Here is a 21,241-nt window from a genome sequence, read left to right on the forward strand (position 1 = left end):
ATATTATGGTTTCTGAATTATAAATCCGAAGGATATGGGATTATTACCGTTTATGGTATATTCTTTATGGGTTCTGGCTCCCCATGAATCGTCACCACCAACACCATGTAGCTTATAGTCTATATTCAAATTAATAAAATCCCTTTGTACGATTTCGTAATCGTGTTTGGTGTTTTCCAAATTATCTTCTGTATATGGCCAAACCCTAAAGGACATTGGTTGCAATCCTTTTATTTTTATCCCATTGCCCAAACCATCACTTAACCTCATCCAACGTACATCGGTTCTGTTCGCATTATCTTGTGGCGATATGTATGGGGTTATAAAGCTACTTAAAAACATTTTATTTTTACCATATAAAGCTCCTGTCTTTCTGTCCGCATAACTTTCATGCGGACCTCTCCCATACCATTCTATCTTTTCAAACGCTTTGGGCAAGGCCATTCTAAATCCGAATTTTGGAATTAATGCTATATTGCCTGCTTTTGGCTTATAATCTGCTTCCACTTTTATCTGGGCATTTCCTGTAATCGTGTATTTTAATTTATATGAAACATCGCCCACGGGTAGTTTAAAATCAAAAGTTAAGGATACTTCATTTTCTTTTGACGATTTTTTGACTTCGGTATCATTAAGCATTCTATTTTTACCGGCCTCTTTCCATGCGCCTAATCGTTTTACATAACCATTTCGTTCTTGGTTATCGTTTGGTGGTTTCCAAAAATAAGGTTCCAATGGGTTAACGATATATTCTTTTCCTTCTGTTTTATAGCTTTCCAATGCCCCGTTAACCTTATTGATTGTAACAGAAAAATCCTTTCCGCTTATCTTATAATGTTCATCTAAAGTTTCAAGAATCAAATTTTCGGAGGAGTTGCTTATGGCGTCTGGATAATGAAAATCCTGTAATATAAATTGTTCCCTAGCGATTGCGAATCCTTTTGGTGCCCAATTAGCGTTATCGTTTACGTGTGCCGATAGGGTTAAAATATATTCTCCCTCTTTTTCTGATAATGGCTGAAATGGAATGCTTACTGTTTTTGATTGATTGGGCGTTACAACCATATCGTTAATGGCACCGCTTTCAATAACATCTCCATTATATTGAATCTCCCATTTGAAACTAAAATCTTTAAGATTTGTAAAACTGTAAAGATTGGTGATTTTAATTGTCCTTTCTTTTAGATTTACGGCTTCAAACCTTATGGATTGATGTACTTTTTGTGCTTCGTAATAATGCGGATTTGGGGTTCTGTCGGGAGCCACTAAACCGTTAATACAAAATTCGCCATCGTTGGGATAATCATTAAAATCGCCTCCAATAGTCCAAAATTCGTCGTCATTGAGTGCTAACTGGTGCGGATTTTCTAAATATTTTAAAGGGCTTCCATCTTTCCTTTTTGCTAGACCTTGATCTACCCAATCCCAAACGGCACCACCAACGGTATAGTTGAAATCATAAAACACATCCCAGTAGTCTTTGAAATTACCTAGCGAGTTCCCCATAGCATGGGCATATTCCCTCATTAGTATGGGACGTAAAGTATCGTTTTCTGCCACTCTTCTTATGGCTTTTGGCGATAGGTAGCCTTTGTCCAGCATATCGGAAACGCTTAAATCACTATCGCAATACACCACAGCTTTAGGTATTATGGTTTTTATGCCTTTGGCCATGGCCATCATATTTTGACCGGCTCCTCCTTCGTTCCCTAATGACCAAATAATTACCGAAGTATGGTTTTTATCGCGTTCTACCATGGAAACCGCCCTATCTACATGTGCTTTTTCCCATATAGGATTATCTCCCAATTCTTTATTTCCAATATTATAACCATGAGATTCTTGATTGGCTTCATCCATAACATATATTCCATAAGCATCACATAGTTTGTACCAATGTGGTGCATCTGGATAGTGGCTTGTACGAACAAAATTAATGTTGCACTGCTTCATTAACTTAATATCCAACAACATGGTTTCTTCATCTACGTACCGCCCTGTTCTTGGGTGATGTTCATGCCTGTTAACGCCTTTTAATTTTACCAACTGGCCATTAATTTTAAACAAATTGCCTTCAATTTCAACTTCCTTAAATCCAAATTTCCAAGGAATGTATTCCAATACATTTTCTTTCGCATCGATAAGCTGTAAGACTAAGGTGTATAAATTAGGGGTTTCTGCGCTCCACAGCAATGGAGAAGATACTTTCATCTTTAAATCGACAGCAGACTCAGTGCCTGCTAAAGTTTTAGATAAATTTGCTAAAAGTACTTCATTGCTTTTTTGTAAAACACCGCCATTACTATCATAAACAACTGCTCGAACCTTATGTTTTTTTACCGTTTTGGTCCCTAGATTTCGAACTTTAACTTTAATGGACAAATCTGCATCTTTATAAGCTTCGTCAAGATCTGTATTTATATGAAAGTCCTTAATGTGGAATTTATTCTTTACCATTAGGGTTACATCCCTAAAAATACCACTAAGGCGCCACATATCTTGGTCTTCTAAATAGCTTCCGTCCGACCATCTATACACCTCAAGGGCTATGGCATTATCGCCTTCTTTTATGTACTTACTTATATTGAACTGGGCAGGGGTCATACTGCCTTGGCTGTAGCCTACTTTTTCACCATTAATCCACAGATAGAAAGCCGATTTAACCCCATCAAATTTCACATATACTGTTTTTTCTAGCCATGAAGCATCTATAGTAAAGTGTCTTTTATAGCTTCCTACCGGATTCCTAAGCTTGTGGCTGGTATATTCCAAAGGCGGCTCCAACATAACATGTGGCTGTTCTTTTTTAAATGGGTAATTAATGTTAGTATAAATTGGAACACCAAATCCTTGCATCTGCCAATTGCCCGGAACAACAATATTTTCCCAAAGTGACACATCAAAATCCGATTTATAAAAATCTACATGTCTTTTATCTGGAGAGGATACCCAATTAAATTTCCATATTCCATTTAAGGATTTTTCAGTTGAAGACACTTCAGACAAGAGCGCTTTATCTTCGGTCGTATAACTTGAGAACGTCGCTACAGCAGGTTCTTTATTTATACCAATAACCTCTGGGTTTTCGTAATCTAATTTAAGTTGTGCCTTTACACCTGTAACCGTAAGCAAAGCCATTAATAACATCTTAAACTTTATGGTGTAAATCCTTGTTTTCATTTTTGGTTTGGTATTACATGAATGATAGATTCCAGCTATTTAAGGTTAAGAACAATCTCTTTTGGCTTGTTTTGAGATAATTTAATTTGCCATTTGTTTTTATATTCCCCTTGAATACGTTCCTCTTCGATTTCGCCTGACTTTACAGTGCTTACCTCATATTTTTCTGGAAGTCGTATAGTGATTGCCTTATCTGCTTTGGAAGTCATTTTCAATTTCAACTCACCTGTTTCCATATTCCATGATAATGCATCGATTTGAATTTGACCTCTTAACAAGATATTATTAATAGATCCTTTAGACCATTCTTTTGGTAAAGCCGGAATAATATCTACAACATCTTCCCAAGCAAATGCCAAAGCGTTGTTTATAACATCTGGTATGGTTCCAATCGGGTCAAAGCCATAGCCTTGTTTCTTGGGCCAGTAAGACATCATAAAACTAGGGTAGATGTATTGCTCTGTGGCCAGTCTAGAGAGGACTTCATAGACGATATCCGATTTTCCAAGACGTGCTGCGGCTTGTGCCTGATTCATCATACCGTGGGTTATATGGTTGCTATCTGCATTTTCTCTGTTGTGTAGCCAGTTTTCTGTTTTGCCTTCTAAGGCTTTTGCCGATGCTTCCCATAATTGGGGATTGGTTTCCATATCGAATTCGCAAAACTGATACAAAGGCAATAAATGGGAATGGTGTCGTTGATTGTACACTTCTTGAGTTCCTGCCGAAGCCCATTCCATAAGTTCTCCTTTTTCATTAATCATATAATCTGGCAATTTATCTGCCATCGTTTGCCATTTTATGATGTTTTCTTCTTCAATATTTAAAAGCTTACACGATTTTATCAAATAGGTTAAAATGGCTTTAGTTACCGCTATATCGAAGGTTGAATTGGCATACAAGTAATGGTCCTGCTCTGGTGAATAGGAAATAAAAAATTGATATTTGCCATTCTCGTCTTCGGTATCCTTTAACAAATCTTCATAAAACAGGGCATTTTCCTTTAACAAGGGTACCACCCTATCTTTTAGAAATGCTTTATCTCCTGTAAATTGGTAGTAATCGTAAAAAAAGTGAAGCATCCACCCCATAGTACCAAAAGATTGCTCCCCTGGCCAATTGCCCCAATGAAGCAATAAATTGGTGTTTGATGCCCTTGGATTTGATGTAATACCCCTGCAACCATAAAACTTTTCGGCATTTAAGCGACTGTCCACCAACCAAGATTCTATAAGTGTGAAATAGTTTTCCATAAGTTCAGGCATATTGCTGCTCATAATGGATTGAACTTCTAGCTGAAGATTGGAATCTAAGGTATAATCCCCACTCCATGCCGGTTGCCATGTGCCAGTCCAAATGCCTTGTAAATTGGGAGGATTCTTCCCGGTGCTGCATATTATTAAATATCTACAGGCATCATACATTTTCTCTACCAATGCAGGAGTGAATTGCCCGCTTTGTGCCGCTTGCTCCAGTAGGGCTTGTGAGGATACGGTTTCGGTTTGATTTCCATTAAGATTAAGCTTTACCCTATTGAATAAATCGCCATGAGCCTGGGCGTGGGGCTTAAACAAAGTCGCATAATCTAAAGTTAAAGCATCCATTTTTTTGGAAATAGCATCCTGTTTATTGGTTGAATAATCACCTAAAAATTTTGGGTTTTTAGGTGAGTAAGCCCATACTTCGCTTTGCGATTCGGGCAATGGAGTTTTCCAGTTATCTACTTGCATGACAACCAATATTTTATCTGCTTGTGAAACTGTAACAGATAACTCGTCGTTTGTCATTTCACCGCCTGTAGGAATGATTCTTACCACATTATCATAACCTCCTTTGCCATGCACATAGGTAGCATGGGTTTTTATTTCTCCGTTTTCGACCTGCATTTCAGTCTCAATCAGTTTATGGGTCAAATCCATAGAAAACGAACCGCCAACTTTACCTTTCGGCCCTTTTATTTCCATAACAATGACATCGTCTGGTCTGGAAATAAATAATTTTCTTTCCCAATGGCCTTCATCGTCATCCCAAGAGGCTTTTAGTTCGCCGGTAGCAAAGTTTTGTGTTAATTGATAGTTTTTATAGGCGTGATCTGCATTTTTGATATGAAACATAAATGCTGGATGAAATGGGTCTGTCCAATCAATTTTCTGACCTGTTTTTTCACGAAACATTTGATGCGCCACGGTTGGTCCATTAACCCCTGCTGCTAAGGCTTTTTCCTTAATTTCTGGCATAAAAGGCGCAACATGTTTAACAAACTCCTTAGTACCCAAGGTTAGGAACATCTCGCAATGATTCACTACAATGGTTTCGTCAAAAGGATTACCGTACATCATAGCCCCCATATTACCGTTTCCAGTTAACATAGCCTCTTCCCATTTAGAGGCAGGTTGGTTACTTTGTGTTCCATTAAAAGGGATTGTTTCGGTAGGGGTCTTGCAGGACAGAAACAGTGAAAATCCTAATAATAGGCATATGAGGTGTCTTGTCATTGATTACTTTATTTGAACTATTTCGCTGTTAAAAATTTTTATTTTTTCCCAAGGTAGCTTCTAAAAAGTGCTTGGGTGCATTGTTTTTATCCCCCTTAAAAATCATTTTTCCATGCTGCTTACTTCCTTTTAAGGCAATGATATAGGCTGTATTCGGTTGCGTCTTAAAATGTATAACGCCATCTTTTTCTTGGTGCTTTATTTTTGTCCTTGACGGGTTATCGACATGGATCTCGACCTTCAATCCATCCCAAGGATTGACCACCTTGCAATGGTTTCCTTTCAAGCTTTTTATCCAAATTCCTGAAACTTGACCATCCTCCTTTTTCTCGGAAGCAACCAAAAAAGCGCCTCTAGCTCTTAATTTAAAAGCAGGTGCCCATCCGTCTGGAATTGCTGGAAAAACCCTGATTTTGCCCTCGTTACTTTGCAACAGCATTTCATTAACCGCAGCGCTGTAATGGCTTAACGTTTCCATTCCCGCTTGAATAAAAGGTTTTGCTGGATGACCTTTTGGGTATTTCGCTCTGGCATCGTAAATATAATCGCGCTGGGTGGTTATATCTGGTTTAGCAACGGAGTCCATATAAATAGATAAATTATACCAATGGTCGATGTTGTAAAACAAACCTTGAGGAAAATGTTGCAACCTACGGATACCATTTCGCATGCGATCCATCACCACATCCCCCAAGCCCAAACGTGCCGCTACTATGGCATCTGGAGAAATGGCATTTATTTCGGGAACGTGGTTTTTTACCACATTGGAAGCTGCTTTAAACTCCCGACTATCCTGATTTCCCAAACCAATGATGTTTGCAGGAAAGACCAGTGAGGTATTACCACTAAAATGATTGGTCCATTTACCATATACTTCGGGTGTAGGGTACACAGAACCATCTGGGTTATATGCCAATTGCATAATTTCGCCTATTTTGGGTTCGCTTCTAAATGGAATTGGCCAAATATGGTCAATGATATGTTGCCACTGTGCTACTTTTTTGTCATCCACACGAAGTGTTTTTGCCGCTTCAACACAGGCTGTCATGGTAGAAATAATCATATTTCTATCGGTAATGGGATTTTTTAAATCGTGTGTTCTCGGACTTTCATAAGGTTGGGACGGATAGATAAAATATTCCTTTTTATCGACATCCCATTGTAGCTTTTTCACGTAAAATTCGGCTGCTTTCTTTAAAAAAGGATACCCTTTTTCTTTTAGGAATTCTTCATCATCCGTAAACTGATAATATTCCCAGAAAATAGCTGCTATTTGTGTAGCTGGTGTAAAATTATTAAGCATATCACCCCTATCCCAATAAGTCATCTTCCCAAAAAAATCATGAGCTTCGCTCCACAGAATGGCATCGTCTGACCCTCTCATTTTGGCATGTTTTTCGGCTTGTGGCATCAAACTGAAATAGGTGTTTATATAGGGCAACATAAGTTCTGTATCATTCTGCGCCGCCAATCCCCAATATTGTTGTTGGGTGTTCCAATGGTGAGGCGTTACCCAGTTTCTCACATCGTGATTCCACGTCCATAAACCGCCATTAAACACAACGGGATATTTTCCTCTGGAGGAACTTGCCATTAAATAACGACGGAAATAATACAGGTTCTCTATATAATCGTTTCCTAAATGGACAAACGATTGATTCCAAAAGTTGTCCCACCATAATGTGTGTTGCTCTTTTTCCTTTGAAACGGTCTCCTTTTCAACAGCATTCAATAATTCAATAGCGGCTGTTGTAGGGTTGTCCGATTCGTTTGATGTTACTAAGGAAATGAGTACTGTAACCTCATGGTTTTTTTCTTGGGATGTTGTTAGTTGTGCTCTTTTTTCGCTTATGATTTGAGCTACAACGTCTGCTCCCAATATTCTGCAAACTACCGAAAACTGAAGGCCTTCAAACGATTCTTCCAATACAATATCCTTATTTAAAGTTGATGCTTGTGTATTTCCCAGTCCTATTTTGGTGTTTTTTGAATACCCACCATACCAGCCTGCAAAGGCACGACTCCCCCAACGCTCTAAATCAACATGTATTTTAGAACCTTTTGCATTAGGGCTTTTCGCATCCGATTTAATGTTTACAACCCAAACATTTTTATTGGGCGACACCCAAGAAGTTATTTTACTCTCTGAAAATGGCGTTTGTGATTGCATGGACACCTCGGCATTCTTTAGCGATAATCTGCTATCAAAATCATCAAGATATAGCCAATCGAATGCGGGTACTCCTAGGTCAATACTTAACCGTGCGCCTCCCCTTAAAGTGGCTTCCGACTCGGCATTGGGCTGATCGAACAAATCATTTTTATTAATTTGGATTTCAACACCGTTCTTGGTATTCCAAACCATGCCGCCCAAATCACCGTTTCCTATGGGAAACCCTTCAAAACCTTCATAAGCAGGAGTTTTATAGACAATGTCGTGTTTGGTCAAATAAGAAGTATCTACTTCAAAAATCGGGCTCTGTGCCAATGCATTTTGAAAGTTGAAAACTGAACAGACTATTGCAATTAATTTAATTTGATTTTTGAACATCTCTATTATCTGTATTATTCTATAATTATTCAACAACTAGTAACCAGCCTTTTGTTGGATCTATTGTTAGGTCGTCATCTACAGAAAATAGCTGTTCTGGCTGATAATTTTCAATCTTAGGGGCGATCATTTTAACTTGGGATTTAGTTAATCCAACGGCATCCCAATCAATATTTAATTTTACACTCACTGGTTCTTTTGCCCAACTAGCAATAGCAACCAAAAGCTTTCCTTCCTTAATATAGGCCGTAGCCTTCACATTTGGATTGCTGGTATTTATCACTGGGCGTTTGTCCCAATAGCCTATCATCCTGGCCTCGTCAATACCAAAACTATCCCAAACTTTCCAAATTTGTCTTGGATCGCAACTTACTCCTTCGGTAAACCACGGATAGCGTACAGTCATACCATACACCATACCACGCCAAGGATTTCCTCCTGCATGTAACATATCACCCATATGTCCGAACGGAATGCCTGAAACTTCAACCAACCAGTTCTCGGGAGGCATTTCGTCATATTTAAATGATTCTCCAAACCATAGTTTATCCAAATATGGAAAAAACTCGGTATATTGTGTTGCCGGTCCTTTTGAAAACCCGGTGTTGGAATGTAAATCCATCATGCATCCAGGTTTTATTCCATCTAAAATCTTTCGCATCCGCTTTAATATGCGTCTGTCGTAAGATACATCGTCTAAATATAACCCATCTATATCATTTTTTTTAACCAACCATGCTAATCCTTCCAAATAATAGTTATACCATCTAGAATCACCTGGTGCATTGACAATTGATGCATCGATACCGTTTTCAAGTGGAGAATACCACTGCGGACGGTAACCGCCCACCAAATGCTCTTGCAACCACGGGTAGCCTCCACCTTTTCCTGTTCCCAAAATTTCATTGCCCAAACTGCGCAAGGCCCATATCTCGGTAGTGTAATTCGTGAGCTCCCTGATGGTGTAATAAATTTTTACCTTTAAGTCCTTGGCATGCATTTGGTCTACAAAGCTTTTCATTTCCTTTGTTGCTACAAAGGGATAGTTAATGTATGGGTTATATTTGCTGGCATGGTGTAGGTTTACGATCTTAACGCCATCGGTAATTTCATCATCTTTGGGCATAGGGTCCAATCCGTTATGGTAGTATCTGTTAACAAATTGTGATTTAGTATCTATCTTTCTCACAGGAGTAATCAAAAACGATACCTCGAAAACCAAAGTTTCTCCCTTTTCAAATTTTCGTTGTCCAGAATAGATTGTTGCGATAGTTTCATTATCGCCCTTCTCTATTGAAAAGCCTCCCTTACCTCCATTATGCCAACTTTCTGGAGGCGCGGGCTTGTAAAGATTGAGCAGTGGTCCATGGTAACTGCCTCCCCTTAATTCTACATGTAGCCCTCCATAGGTATTACCAACCCAAAAACTGTCGTGGGGTCCTTTCCATTTGGCTGAATGGTTTTGAGGGACTAAGGTGCCCGGCAATCCCATACCCATCATATATTCTGCTATGCTGGATTGAAACGGAATTTCCAATTTAAAATCGTTGAGTTCACAATCCTTTTTGGCCACAAGTTTTATTTTATAGTTTAGATGACCATCAAACTCTGTGGTGTTAATGGTTTGGATGTCAAAATTTTCAGAACGGGCTGTATATGTTTTGGTAAAGGTTCCTAAATCATGATCTGTTGATTGAGGGGCTTTAGGTTCAATAGTTTCCCCTTCCAAATTATAACGTATGGGGGCATTCAAAATTTCTGTACTCCAAACATTAATGGTTGACGGTAATCCATATTCATTTAATGCCACCTGTTTACCATACAGATCAAGTTTGTTTTCTTCTTTTAAAGTAATTGGCGTGTAAGGTTTTGTGGGGTGGTTATCCAATCCTATGGTCGAATTCAACCAACGTAATCGGGAGTGTCTCCATGGTTCATTATCACCTCTATCTGCAATAGTTTCTTCTGAAACATTTAAGGCAATTTCAATAGTTTTATCGGGTTGATTATCGGCCTTAATTGTAACATGCCCTTTATACGTCCCCGATTCGGTAGTTGCTAGGATATCAGTACCTATCCAAAGCGGTTGGATTTGTCCTTTTTTAACGTTAACCTGTTTTGTAAATGGTGTTCCATATGGGTCTACACCATGGGTATTAAAACAGGTAAAGGCGCTTGCTGGAATATTGCTGTTATTTGGGGATTTTAAATCGTGAAACACCAGAGTTACATTTTCAAGATTGGTTTTGGAAGCGTAAATGCCAATTTGAAAAGCGTAGTATTCGTTTTTTTGAGCCTTACCTTCAAATTGATGCGTTACACCTTCCTTAATCCATTTCAAGGGCAAATAATTGCGCATCTTAATGGGATACTTCCTGTCTTCTGCAATGGCGATATAATCTGATGCCGTACTGTTTACCAGCTGCTCCTGTTCTGCTTGGGTAGCAGTAACTTCCATGGGATAAAACGAATCGAAATCGGTTCTGGCTTGAATCTCTGTACAGATGGCTCTTGGTAACTTTTTCAACTTTTTGGATCGATCCAATTTGTTCTCTTCCATCCAATGCTTACTAGGTGTATCTTCTTTTTTTAGATATCCGTAACGGTAAAAGCCCCATTCCTTATCTGGCTTAAAGGGTAAATAGTAGAAGTAATAGGTTCCTTCATCAACAGGACCAAAAACCAGTTTACAATATTCGTTATTAACGTCCAACCTATGAATATTGGGTATGGTATCTCCCGTTTTGGCATTAATTATTAAAAGCCTTCGGTCTTCGGGGTTTTTATCGTGTCGCCTCCAGTTCAAGTCTAGTTTTACGGCATCGGCTTTTTTAGCAACCTCAACAACGGCCCTATGGTTGCCAAAGCCTGCTTCCCAAGGTGTGTCGGCTATACCGTAATTTACTTCAGATTGTGCCCCAGTGTTAATCGTAAAAAGGGATAACAATAGGGCAGTAATAATGTTCAATGTGTTTTTCGTTAGGTTCATTTTAATCGTTATTTATTTCTCTATAAATTTGGCAGTTACCCATATTGGAAAATGATCGGATGGATATTTCATCTTATAGCTATCCGTAAGTACCCCATATTTTAAAACTCCAACCATACTATTTACGAAAACATAATCTATTCTGTGTTCTGGAGTTCTATCAAATTGAAATCCGTTATAGGTTCCATCAGGACCGTATGGATTTGACTGGGTAATTGATTTAGAATCATGAAGTCCATATGCTACCATCTTTTGATATGCTTTACTTTCTGGTGAAAAATTAAAATCTCCCAATACAAACACTGGAATATTTCCATCTAATTCATTTATCTTTTCATTAATTAAAGTTGCACTCTTAACTCTGGCTTCCTTTCCTTTACTGTCAAAATGTGTGTTAAACACATAAAACTGCTTTTTTGTTTCTTTGTTCTCAAACAATGCCCATGTACATATACGTGTATATCCTGCATCCCAAGATTTACTTACGCTGTTTGGGGTTTCGGAAAGCCAAAACATCCCTGACTGTAACAATTCAAATCTGTTTGCTTTGTAAAAAATAGGATTGTACTCACCTTCTTCCTTTCCGTCTTCACGTCCATTACCCACCCAACTATAACCATTGGTTTTTTCATGTAAATACTTTACCTGATGTAAATGAGGCTCTTGTAAGCCAATAATATCTGGATCATGAAAATTAATGAGGCCTACTTGATGGACTCTACGGTTTACCCAATAGTTTTCTTTGGGTTCTCCTAAATTATACAATGCTTCATCGTAGCCAACATTATAGCTCATAACACTAATTTGTTCTTGACTAAAAGCGCCAAAAGCAGAAAGCATGAAACAATAAAAAATATTTTTAATAAACATTATTACTTATTTGATTAAGTTGAATGAAAGTTTTCGTTTGACATTTTTACCACTTGTAGGAACAACCAAATGTCCCGCTCTTGAGTTTTCAATTTCCTCAATAATAACCCCTTCTATTTCTGGAGTCAATTGCATGGTATTTTTATTAAGCCTACTTAAATCTGACACATAAATGCGGGTAGGTGCGTTTATTGTTTCTCTTTCTTCCCAAGTACAATTGAAGACTCCAGACTCATAATCAAAACTATAGTGCTCCAAAATCCCCGAAGTTTCAACAGGATATGGTTTCTGTAATACTTCTAGAAAAGAGGCTTCCAATAAAAATTTTCCATAAGCCCAAAAAGCATCGCTAAACCCATGCCTGCTAAACTGGTTGAGCAAAAAGTTTGCCGTTGGAATCAAATCTGGAGATTTTCCGTGCAAGGCTCCCCATTCGCCTATTAACACGGGGACGTCTAACCGCCGACCTGTTTCTGCTATGCGTTCAAAAATGAGTTCCACGCGATCGTTGCTCCCTAGGGTAAGCGCGTCGGAATCGACCACTAAGTCATACCCATGTGCGGCATAGGCCACCAAAGGGTCTTTTTTTCCTTGCCCATCAACAATTTCCCCAAGTGCACCCACCAATCCCATGTTGGTAAAATAACTGTGCTCCGTGAAGATGATATGGTTTTTATTAACCTTACGGATCTCGTCCCTTGCTCTTTGGTAAAATGCCGTTAGTGTCCCGCTTTCAAAATTGGCATTGACCTCATAGATAACGTCCAGCCATTTTTTATAGGTTTCCTTATCCGATAGTGATTCCAAAACCTTCATTTTGTCACTATTCCATAAATGCATAACTTCTTCTAATGAAGGTGGTGCTTCTCCTGATTGTTCTGCCATTACTTTGGCATAAGACTCTAACAGTAAAGGTGTAATTTTATTGGCCTCAGACCCCATAAACGGCTCGTTCATCACATCGAATCCAATCACCTTTGTATGGTCTTTGTAACGTTCTGCCAAAAACTTCCACAAGTTCAAATAATGGTCCTGGATTCCCACGCCATCAGGGGCAGGGGCATTGGCCCAAAAATTATCGAAAGCAGTCTGAACCGCGGGGCTAATTAAATAGGCCTCACTCCAAACATCACCGGTAAGATGCGGCTGATCATTTGTTATTGTTGCCCAGGAGGGTGCACCGTCACTAAAATCGACACTGTACAAATCTTGGTGCATGTCCAGAAAAACATACAGGTCGTTATCGGTTGCCCACTGGACCATTGTATCTATCCCTTTAAGGTACTCTTGATTATAGACACCAGGTTCTGGCTCCAGACCATCCCAGATAATACCCAATCTAATAACGTTAAAGCCCCATTCCTTGAACATCTTAAACGCTTCTGGAGAAATATGCCCAAGGTAATTTGTTTTTGGGTCCTTATTTATCACGCTTATACCATGCAATGTCAAAGTCCTTCCCAAAGCGTCAATAAATTGCCTCCCTTCTATAGAGACATACTTATCATTACGATGTAGAACATCTTTTTCATGATTCTTACACTTTATTGAAAAAGTGATAACAATTAAAAATCCAACTAAGCCTAATATTCTCATTGTATTCATATTTCACTGTTCAAACGATTAACCTTATGGCCGTAAGATTATTATCTAAAATGAGCTTCTAGCTTCCTTCATATTTAATGTTCATCCATCTAACCCCAACTAAAATCCAATTACCGCTGCTAATTTATCCTTAAAAATAGCATAAATTAACTCAAACACTTTATATTACTGACGCTTTGCAATAATTTCTTCAATTACATGAATAGGATTACTGAAAGGTTTTACCGAGTTTTTATAGTCTGATTTAATCCAGTTCTCTTCCCATTCAAGTATTTCAAATGTTTTATTCTCTTTTTGGGCATCTAACCATAATTGCCAGCGCTGTGCATAATAGGCTCCTATTAAACCATTCCAAGTGCGTGCTGCATATTCGTTTACACCACCTCCCCAGGTTGTGTTTAATCGCTTGGCATTACTTTCGTAATAATTTTTCTCTACGTCGGTGTCTCCAAAGCCTCTTGCTAATGCAACCCAACTTTCCAGTTTGTGATTGGGGTGGGACGCCAATAATCTATCCAGTTTCAACATAAGGTCTATGGCTTCCTGATAGGTTTTATACTTTATGTTTTTATCTTTTTCTATTTCGGCTTTGGTAAGCAAGTTATCTATTTTCAACCCTATATACTGTGCTCCGAGTTCTATGGCATCATAGGTATATAAATTACTTTGCTTTATTGATTCGTTAGCCGATAAGAACAATTTAACAGCTTTTTTAAAATCTTCAGATTTATGTACGGATGGATGCGCGGAACCGGGCCTGAACTGGTATTTAAATCTCGGGTGGTCTGTAAATGTACCCAAGGCCGTTTTCCTTAAAAGTTTATATGCTTCCTTTATTTCGTTAGGATAGCTTCCATAACGTGCCAAGCAGTAGTCTTCTATCCACGTATCCAAATCTATGGATGTATCTCTCCAACCCCAATCGGATAAGAGCTCGTAAATAATTTCATTATTCTCTATACCTTCGGGAGCGAAACCGAATCCAACCAAATTCCCTTTGTCTTTATATGCCAATGCCTCCTTTGGTGCCGTTGCATAGAAATCCAACACACCATTTAAGGGCACTTTGCCTCCCATATTTGGAATGAAGGAATAAATCCACTGTTTTCCAAAAAAGCCTTTATACATTTCCCACGAGTAATCTATTTTCCAGAATAGGGCATTGTATTCGTTGGCCATATCAAGGATTAACAATTTATCGTCCGGAATTTTTGACATCATGGCTTGTAACCGCTCTGGAGTCCAAAATAATTTACCGTCCTTATCCCTATGGTAAGGGAATGTCCAGCCTTGCATCACCCAAACGGCATCTGGGTTTGCTTCGGCTATGGGCTTGTAAACAATTTCGCCGTAATCGGCCAATTCTTGTTTTGCTACTTCGGGATCGTCGGATAAAGGCACGTCCATTTCATTAAAACTATCGGCCAAATAAAATTCTCCTTTACCGAATTCTTTTTCCCATTCTTCTATATACAATTTTCCTATTTTGGTAAACAGCTCACTTTTGGGAGATAATATCTGTACTTTTTCATTAAAACCTCCCCATCCCAACTCTCGTAATTCTTCGTTAGGGTACAAACGTTCTATAGCTTTGGGCACAAAGCCTGCAAAGGCATGTATTATAGGGTGCATACCCAACGACTCCATCCTGTCTTGCATTTTATGGGCCAGTTCTATTTGCTTATCGAAAAAGGAGCTTGGCGGTGGGCCATCCCAACTGCCTATGTTGCCCATTCTATTCCAAGGGAAATGTGCGGGGCCAGAAAAATAATCAAGGGCTTCTTTATCTGTCAATCCTAATTTTTTAAATGTTCTTAACAAAATAGCTTCATGTGCTCCTGCTATTAAAGGCATGTTCATGCCGTGCATGGCCATCCAATCAATTTCTTTCTCCCAACGGCGCCAATCCCAATATGGTGTGGTGTAACCATGGGTTACCGTGTTCAAATAGTAACGGTACTTAAAGGGTGTGCTTACTTTTTTTTCGTACTTGGGAAGTTGTGAAGGTATATTAATGCGATTACCCGACCAGCTAATAATTGAATGTGCGGCATTTCTTAAATAATCGTAAGCTCCCCTTGTGAGTGCTATTGCAGAGTTTCCTGTTATTATAGCTTTATTGTCCTTTACAGAGATTTCATAGGTATCCAATGCATCGCTCTCTTCAAATTTTAAAACAAACTTGGATGCATGTTCCTGTCCTAAAGTTCTTTGTAAAACATCATAGGCAGTCGTTTCTTCAAACAATTGAGCATTTGTAGGCTTATTACAAGCTGTTAACAATATTAATAATACCCCTACTTTCGTTATATTCTTTTTAAATGATTTCATCTTTAAAACTTCTTATAAAGTAAAATATTTTCATATATAAATAATCAATTTATTTATAAACAAAAATACAATAATTATTGGTTTGCCATAACAATAAACAATCTATAAAACTATTTTTTAGAGTTATTAATATCTAAATAATAACAGCCTAATTGTAAAAATAAATACAAAAGCCCCGTCATCAAAAAACTACTCAAAACTAACTTTTTGACGCGAGGCTTTTTCAATATATCAATTTATTTTATGGTTCCTAGTATCCTGAATTTTGAGTTAAATTAGGATTGTTAATCAATTCAAAATCAGGTATTGGCCAAGTGTAATCTCTTGGAGCAGTAAATACTCTATTTTCTAGAGAGACAACGGCTTCTGCTGGTTGGTTCATAGTTGTTTCCAATAATCTCCATCTATGATAATCGTAATAAAGAATCCCTTCAGCAGCCAATTCAACAATTCTTTCACGTTTAATAATCTCTCTAAAGCTTTCTTTTGTAAGACCGGATAAGGCTATTGGAGGTACAACAATATCGGATCCATCAGAAGCTGCTCCTAGTCCACCTCTTGTTCTTAAATCATTCACCATATCCAATAGTTCTTGAGATGGGCCGTTAACCTCGTTCATAGCTTCTACATAATTAAGCATCACTTCACCCAACCTAAACACAATCCAATCGTTGTGGCTTTGTTGTTCTTGGGTTTCATCTGGATTGATCCACTTTCTAAAATTAAACCAAGTGCCGTTGTTAACAAACATAGCGCCTTCATAATCTATATCTTCATTCCAATTGAATATGGATTGGTTTAATCTTGGGTCCCTGTTATCGAATGGATTATTCTCGTCATAGATTAAACTTGTTGATATATCCTCTCCATTAATATCTGGATATCTGTCTACAAGAGCTCTAGTTGGTGTAAAAATGGACCATGATGCATGAAAACTAATTGGCCCCAACCATTGTCCTAAAGAATGATATCTTCCAGGAAGATCTGCATTTACTCTTGCCAGAATAATTTCTGAATTGCCTTCACCCTCGGGTCTAAACAGTTCTGTATAATTATCATGAAGGCTAAAACCACCTCCCATAATTTGATTGGCCAGATTTGCACTTTCGGTAAGCATACTGCTATCGGTTGCCAAAGTGCCTTCATATAAAAGGATCCTCGATTTCAATGCCATGGCTGCCCATTTGGTAATTCTGCCATACTCAGGGGTGTAACCAGACGAAGATAACTCTGTTATGGTTTGGTCCAATTCGGATAATACAAAATCCAATACGGTAGCTCTAGAGCTTGGTTCAACCTGACCTTCGTCAACCCCCAATACGCGATCTACCAGTGGTACATTACCAAATTGGTATAATAATTTATAGTGTGCCCAAGCCCTAAAAAAGCGAACCTGTCCTTTATACTTTGCCAATGTTGATTCTGACAGACCGGCTTTGCCTACATTATCCAAAAACCAATTGGCATCTCTTATCGTAGCATATTGTCCTGTCCATAAACTATTTACTAACGAAGAACCTGGATTAATTCCTCCAGTTGATATCTCGATAGACGGGCCACTTTGGCTAAATACAATCTCAGTTAATGCATCCCATTCAATCTGTCCTACATTGTCTAAAGAAAAATAAAGCGCATTTGCAGCCTGACTAACTTCCTCCTCGCTTGTCCAAAATGCATCCTCTGCTAATGCCGTAACAGGAAGTTTTGTAATATCCTCTTCCGAACAACTTTGTAATATGCCTAAAGCAAAAATTACTAAGCAAATTGTTTTTATATATTTTTTCATAATTATTGTCTTTTTAGAAATTAATATTTACTCCCAATGTAAAGGTTTTCAATGGTGGAACTACCAAACCATTACCTCCAGTCTCAGGGTCAAACCCTGGTCTGAAATCAGATATCGTCAACAAATTAGTACCTGTAAAATACAGTCGTGCCTTATCAATGTACTTATTGTCATTAATTGGTAGTGTATACCCTAACTGGAGATTCTTTAATCTGAAGTAATTCGATTTAAAAGTCCAATAACTGGATGTTGTATAAAAGTTTTGGAAATAGGTTTGCTGTGCAAATAGCAACAATCTTGGATAAGTACCATTCGTATTATCTGCACTCCAAGCATCGTTGGCTTCTTCCGGAATCCATCCTGAATTTCCAAATAAATCATTAGCTCTATGTTCTTTAGATTTCCCTGTTCCTTGGAAAAACAATTGTAAGTCGAAACGCTTCCATTCTGCGTTTAAGTTAATACCATAAGTTATTTTTGGTAGCGTTTCTGCAATGGCAACATTGTCTTCAAAATTCAATTTACCATCTCCATTTTGATCTACATATTTAATATCTCCCATAGTGGTATTAGGACTTACACCAGACGTTATTTCTGCTTTATAAGCATCTACCTCTGCTTGTGAAGACAAAATACCATCGGCCACATACCCATAAACGGTACCTAATGCATCTCCTACTCGGTAAGATGTACTAAATTCGGAAAATGCATCTGTTAGTTCTGTTATCTTATTGGTATTATAAGTTCCATTGATTGAGATACCATATTTAAAACCATTGGATAATGTATTGCTATGATTTAATATTAATTCGAACCCTTTATTTTGAACATTACCGGCATTAATGGCTGGCCCTCCTCTAAATGTTCCAACGGTACCTGGAACAGGACTACCCAAAAGGATATCTTTTGTTTCTTTAATATAATAATCTAAAGAGCCAGATAGCAATCCATGATTTAATGAAAAGTCCAGACCAAAATTGGTTGTGTTAGTGGTTTCCCATTTTAAATCCCTAAAAGGCACGCCTCCTTCTGCTGCTGTTGGAACAACGGTATCGCCCATTCCAAAAATATAAGTACCAAAAGCTATATTAGAAAAGTAACTACCTGATACTCTATTGTTACCTGTTGTACCATAAGACGCTCTAAATTTAAGACGGTCAATAATGTTTGAGCTAAAGAAATCCTCTTTGTCGATAGCCCAACCTAATGAAGCTGAAGGAAAAAATCCGTACCTGTTTTCAGGTGCAAATATTGATGATCCGTCATAACGTCCCGTTAGTTCAATAAAGTACTTTTCGTCGTAATTATAGTTTATTCTACCAACAGCTGATTGCAATGCATTTTCAGTAGTATTACTGCTTAATCCTGTGATATCGTCTGTATCCCCTGAGTTAGGTGCGCTAAACTCCGTTAATAAATTGTCAAACTGGAAATTTCTCCGTCCTGCACTGATAAAGGAATCTTCATTAAATTGTAAATCCCATCCTGCCAAAACACCAATATTGTGCTTATCGATAGACTTATCATAACTTAAAAATGTTTGGGCATTGTATTGGTTATTATCACGCCATGTTTGACCAAGGCTGTTGATGTCTGAAAACCATGGTGGCCCACCTGTGGTAGAACGCTTGTAGATACTTGAAACTGATTTACTAGTACCGGAAATTAAAGAATAACGACCAATTAACTTAAGACCATCTATGATCTCCCAAGTTAAATTCGTATTTGCAGTAAACGCTTTGCTTTTGGTATTGGACGTACCAGCTTCCAACTCCCACATCACGTTCCAAAAGCCCCTTCCATAAGATCCTGCCTGATTAAAAAACTCAAATTCGCCATCAGCATTTCTCACCGGTAAAAAAGGTGCGGTAGAGTTCATATGCTGATAAATATTATCAAGACCCGCATTTACATTAGGTGCTGTATTGTTGGACATCACATAGCTTAAATTAACATCCAAATCGATGTTATCCCGCAACTTAGTCTTTAAATTGGATCTTAAACTGTATTGTTTTCTATCTATGCCCGACTTTACAATCCCATCGGCATTTCTATAACCTAAAGAAAAATAATAGGATGATTTTTCACTCCCTCCTGTTGCACTTAAGAAATATCGTTGGGTAATTTCGGTCTTTAGAAACTCCTTCTTCCAATCGGTATCTGGATAGGCCGGATCGCTTCCTGATTCAAACTTGGCAATATCTTCAGCGGTGAATAAGGGTTGTCCGCCAGAATTCACAGAAGCCTCATTCATAATATTGGCCGATTGTATTGAATTGGCTGATTTTTGAGTAGTCGTTAAGTCACTAAAGCTTACAAAGCTTTCAAAATTAAATGTGGGCTTTTTGTTTTTCCCTGATTTTGTCTCTACTATAACTACACCAGCTGCTGCCCTAGATCCATAAATTGCAGAGGCAGCTCCATCTTTTAACACCGAAATTGCTGCAATATCATTAGGATCGACAGAAAGTAAATCCTGCGGAACGCCGTCTACAATAAATAACGGAGAATTGTTACCTATGGTTGTAGCCCCCCTTACCTGAAGAGACAGCCCCTGATTATAACCTGCATCGCGTATATATAAACCTGGTGTACGGCCTTGTAATGCAGCTGCAATATTGGAGGTTGTAACATTTCCCAACTCTTCAATATCTACAGATGTTATGGCTGAAGTCACACTTGTTATTTTTTGTTTACCGTAACCTACCAAAACAACTTCTTGAAGTGCACTTACATCTTCAGCCAATTGGATGTTGATGTTTGTTTGATTGGCAACAGATATCTCCTGGGTTGCAAAACCGACATAAGAAATTACCAATACAGCATCACTTGAAGCAACCTCTATAGAGAACTTTCCATCGAAATCGGTTTGGGTTCCATTGGTTGTTCCTTTTTCTAAGATGGTAGCCCCAGGTAAGGGTTGCCCATTGGTATCTTTGATGGTACCGCTAACTTGAATTTGCTGAAGTTCTATTAATGAATCATCATTGTTGCTTACTTTAGGGTCAACAAGGTGTTCATTTCTCTTAATTATTATTTGTTTTTTTAAAACTTTATATTCAATATTAGAGCCTTCAAACAATCTATCTAAAATAGAGGACACCCTTTCGTTCTTAGCTTTAACAGAAACAACTTTTTTATAGTTTATATGCTCATAGTCGTATAAAAACTTAAACTCTGTTAAAGATTCAATCTTATCTAAGACTTTTTCCAAACTTACACCATTAAGTTCCATAGTAATCTTAGTTCTTTGACTATAGGACTCATTAGCCTGAAGTTGAAATAAAGAAACTATTAAAAAGAGTGTGGTTAGTTTCATTTTTAAGTCAAATTTTAATGGAAAAGAAATATACTTCCTTAACCTAAGTACTTTTTTCATATTTTTGTTTTGTTTAGGTGGTTAATAATTTTAATCACTATAATAAATCGGAAGA

At 38.0% G+C, this 21,241-nt stretch carries 9 protein-coding genes; all 9 read right to left on the bottom strand.

The window, feature by feature from the left end:
- Positions 1–3 precede the first annotated feature (3 nt).
- The 9 genes from JF259_RS10890 to JF259_RS10930 all read right to left on the bottom strand — a co-directional run bounded on the left by JF259_RS10890 (position 4) and on the right by JF259_RS10930 (position 21,126).
- Positions 4–3,180, bottom strand: a complete 3,177-nt coding sequence (locus JF259_RS10890; RefSeq protein ID WP_199115358.1) for a glycoside hydrolase family 2 TIM barrel-domain containing protein — start codon at positions 3,178–3,180, stop codon at positions 4–6.
- 35 nt (positions 3,181–3,215) lie between these two features.
- The gene (locus JF259_RS10895) at positions 3,216–5,675 is read right to left on the bottom strand and encodes a glycosyl hydrolase family 95 catalytic domain-containing protein (RefSeq protein WP_199115359.1); all 2,460 of its coding nucleotides are present in this window, start codon (positions 5,673–5,675) and stop codon (positions 3,216–3,218) included.
- A gap of 28 nt (positions 5,676–5,703) precedes the next feature.
- On the bottom strand, positions 5,704–8,163 hold the full coding sequence (locus JF259_RS10900; protein ID WP_199115360.1) for a glycosyl hydrolase family 95 catalytic domain-containing protein: 2,460 nt from the start codon (positions 8,161–8,163) through the stop codon (positions 5,704–5,706).
- 88 nt (positions 8,164–8,251) lie between these two features.
- On the bottom strand, positions 8,252–11,215 hold the full coding sequence (locus tag JF259_RS10905; protein ID WP_199115361.1) for a glycoside hydrolase domain-containing protein: 2,964 nt from the start codon (positions 11,213–11,215) through the stop codon (positions 8,252–8,254).
- Between the two features lie 12 nt (positions 11,216–11,227).
- The gene (locus JF259_RS10910; protein WP_199115362.1) at positions 11,228–12,055 is read right to left on the bottom strand and encodes an endonuclease/exonuclease/phosphatase family protein; all 828 of its coding nucleotides are present in this window, start codon (positions 12,053–12,055) and stop codon (positions 11,228–11,230) included.
- Between the two features lie 36 nt (positions 12,056–12,091).
- Positions 12,092–13,681 carry a cellulase family glycosylhydrolase gene (locus JF259_RS10915; RefSeq protein ID WP_199115363.1) on the bottom strand — a complete coding sequence of 530 codons (1,590 nt, stop codon included), beginning with the start codon at positions 13,679–13,681 and terminating at the stop codon, positions 12,092–12,094.
- 174 nt (positions 13,682–13,855) lie between these two features.
- Positions 13,856–16,021 (bottom strand): alpha-N-acetylglucosaminidase, encoded by a 2,166-nt coding sequence (locus tag JF259_RS10920; RefSeq protein ID WP_199115364.1) that lies wholly within the window; start codon positions 16,019–16,021, stop codon positions 13,856–13,858.
- A gap of 250 nt (positions 16,022–16,271) precedes the next feature.
- A complete protein-coding gene (locus tag JF259_RS10925; protein WP_199115365.1) occupies positions 16,272–17,807 on the bottom strand; it encodes a RagB/SusD family nutrient uptake outer membrane protein in 1,536 nt (511 codons plus the stop codon).
- A gap of 13 nt (positions 17,808–17,820) precedes the next feature.
- Positions 17,821–21,126, bottom strand: coding sequence for a TonB-dependent receptor (locus JF259_RS10930; protein WP_199115366.1), 3,306 nt, complete (start codon positions 21,124–21,126; stop codon positions 17,821–17,823).
- Positions 21,127–21,241 lie beyond the last annotated feature (115 nt).

It is taken from the genome of Snuella sedimenti, from assembly GCF_016428595.1.
Lineage (GTDB): Bacteria > Bacteroidota > Bacteroidia > Flavobacteriales > Flavobacteriaceae > Snuella > Snuella sedimenti.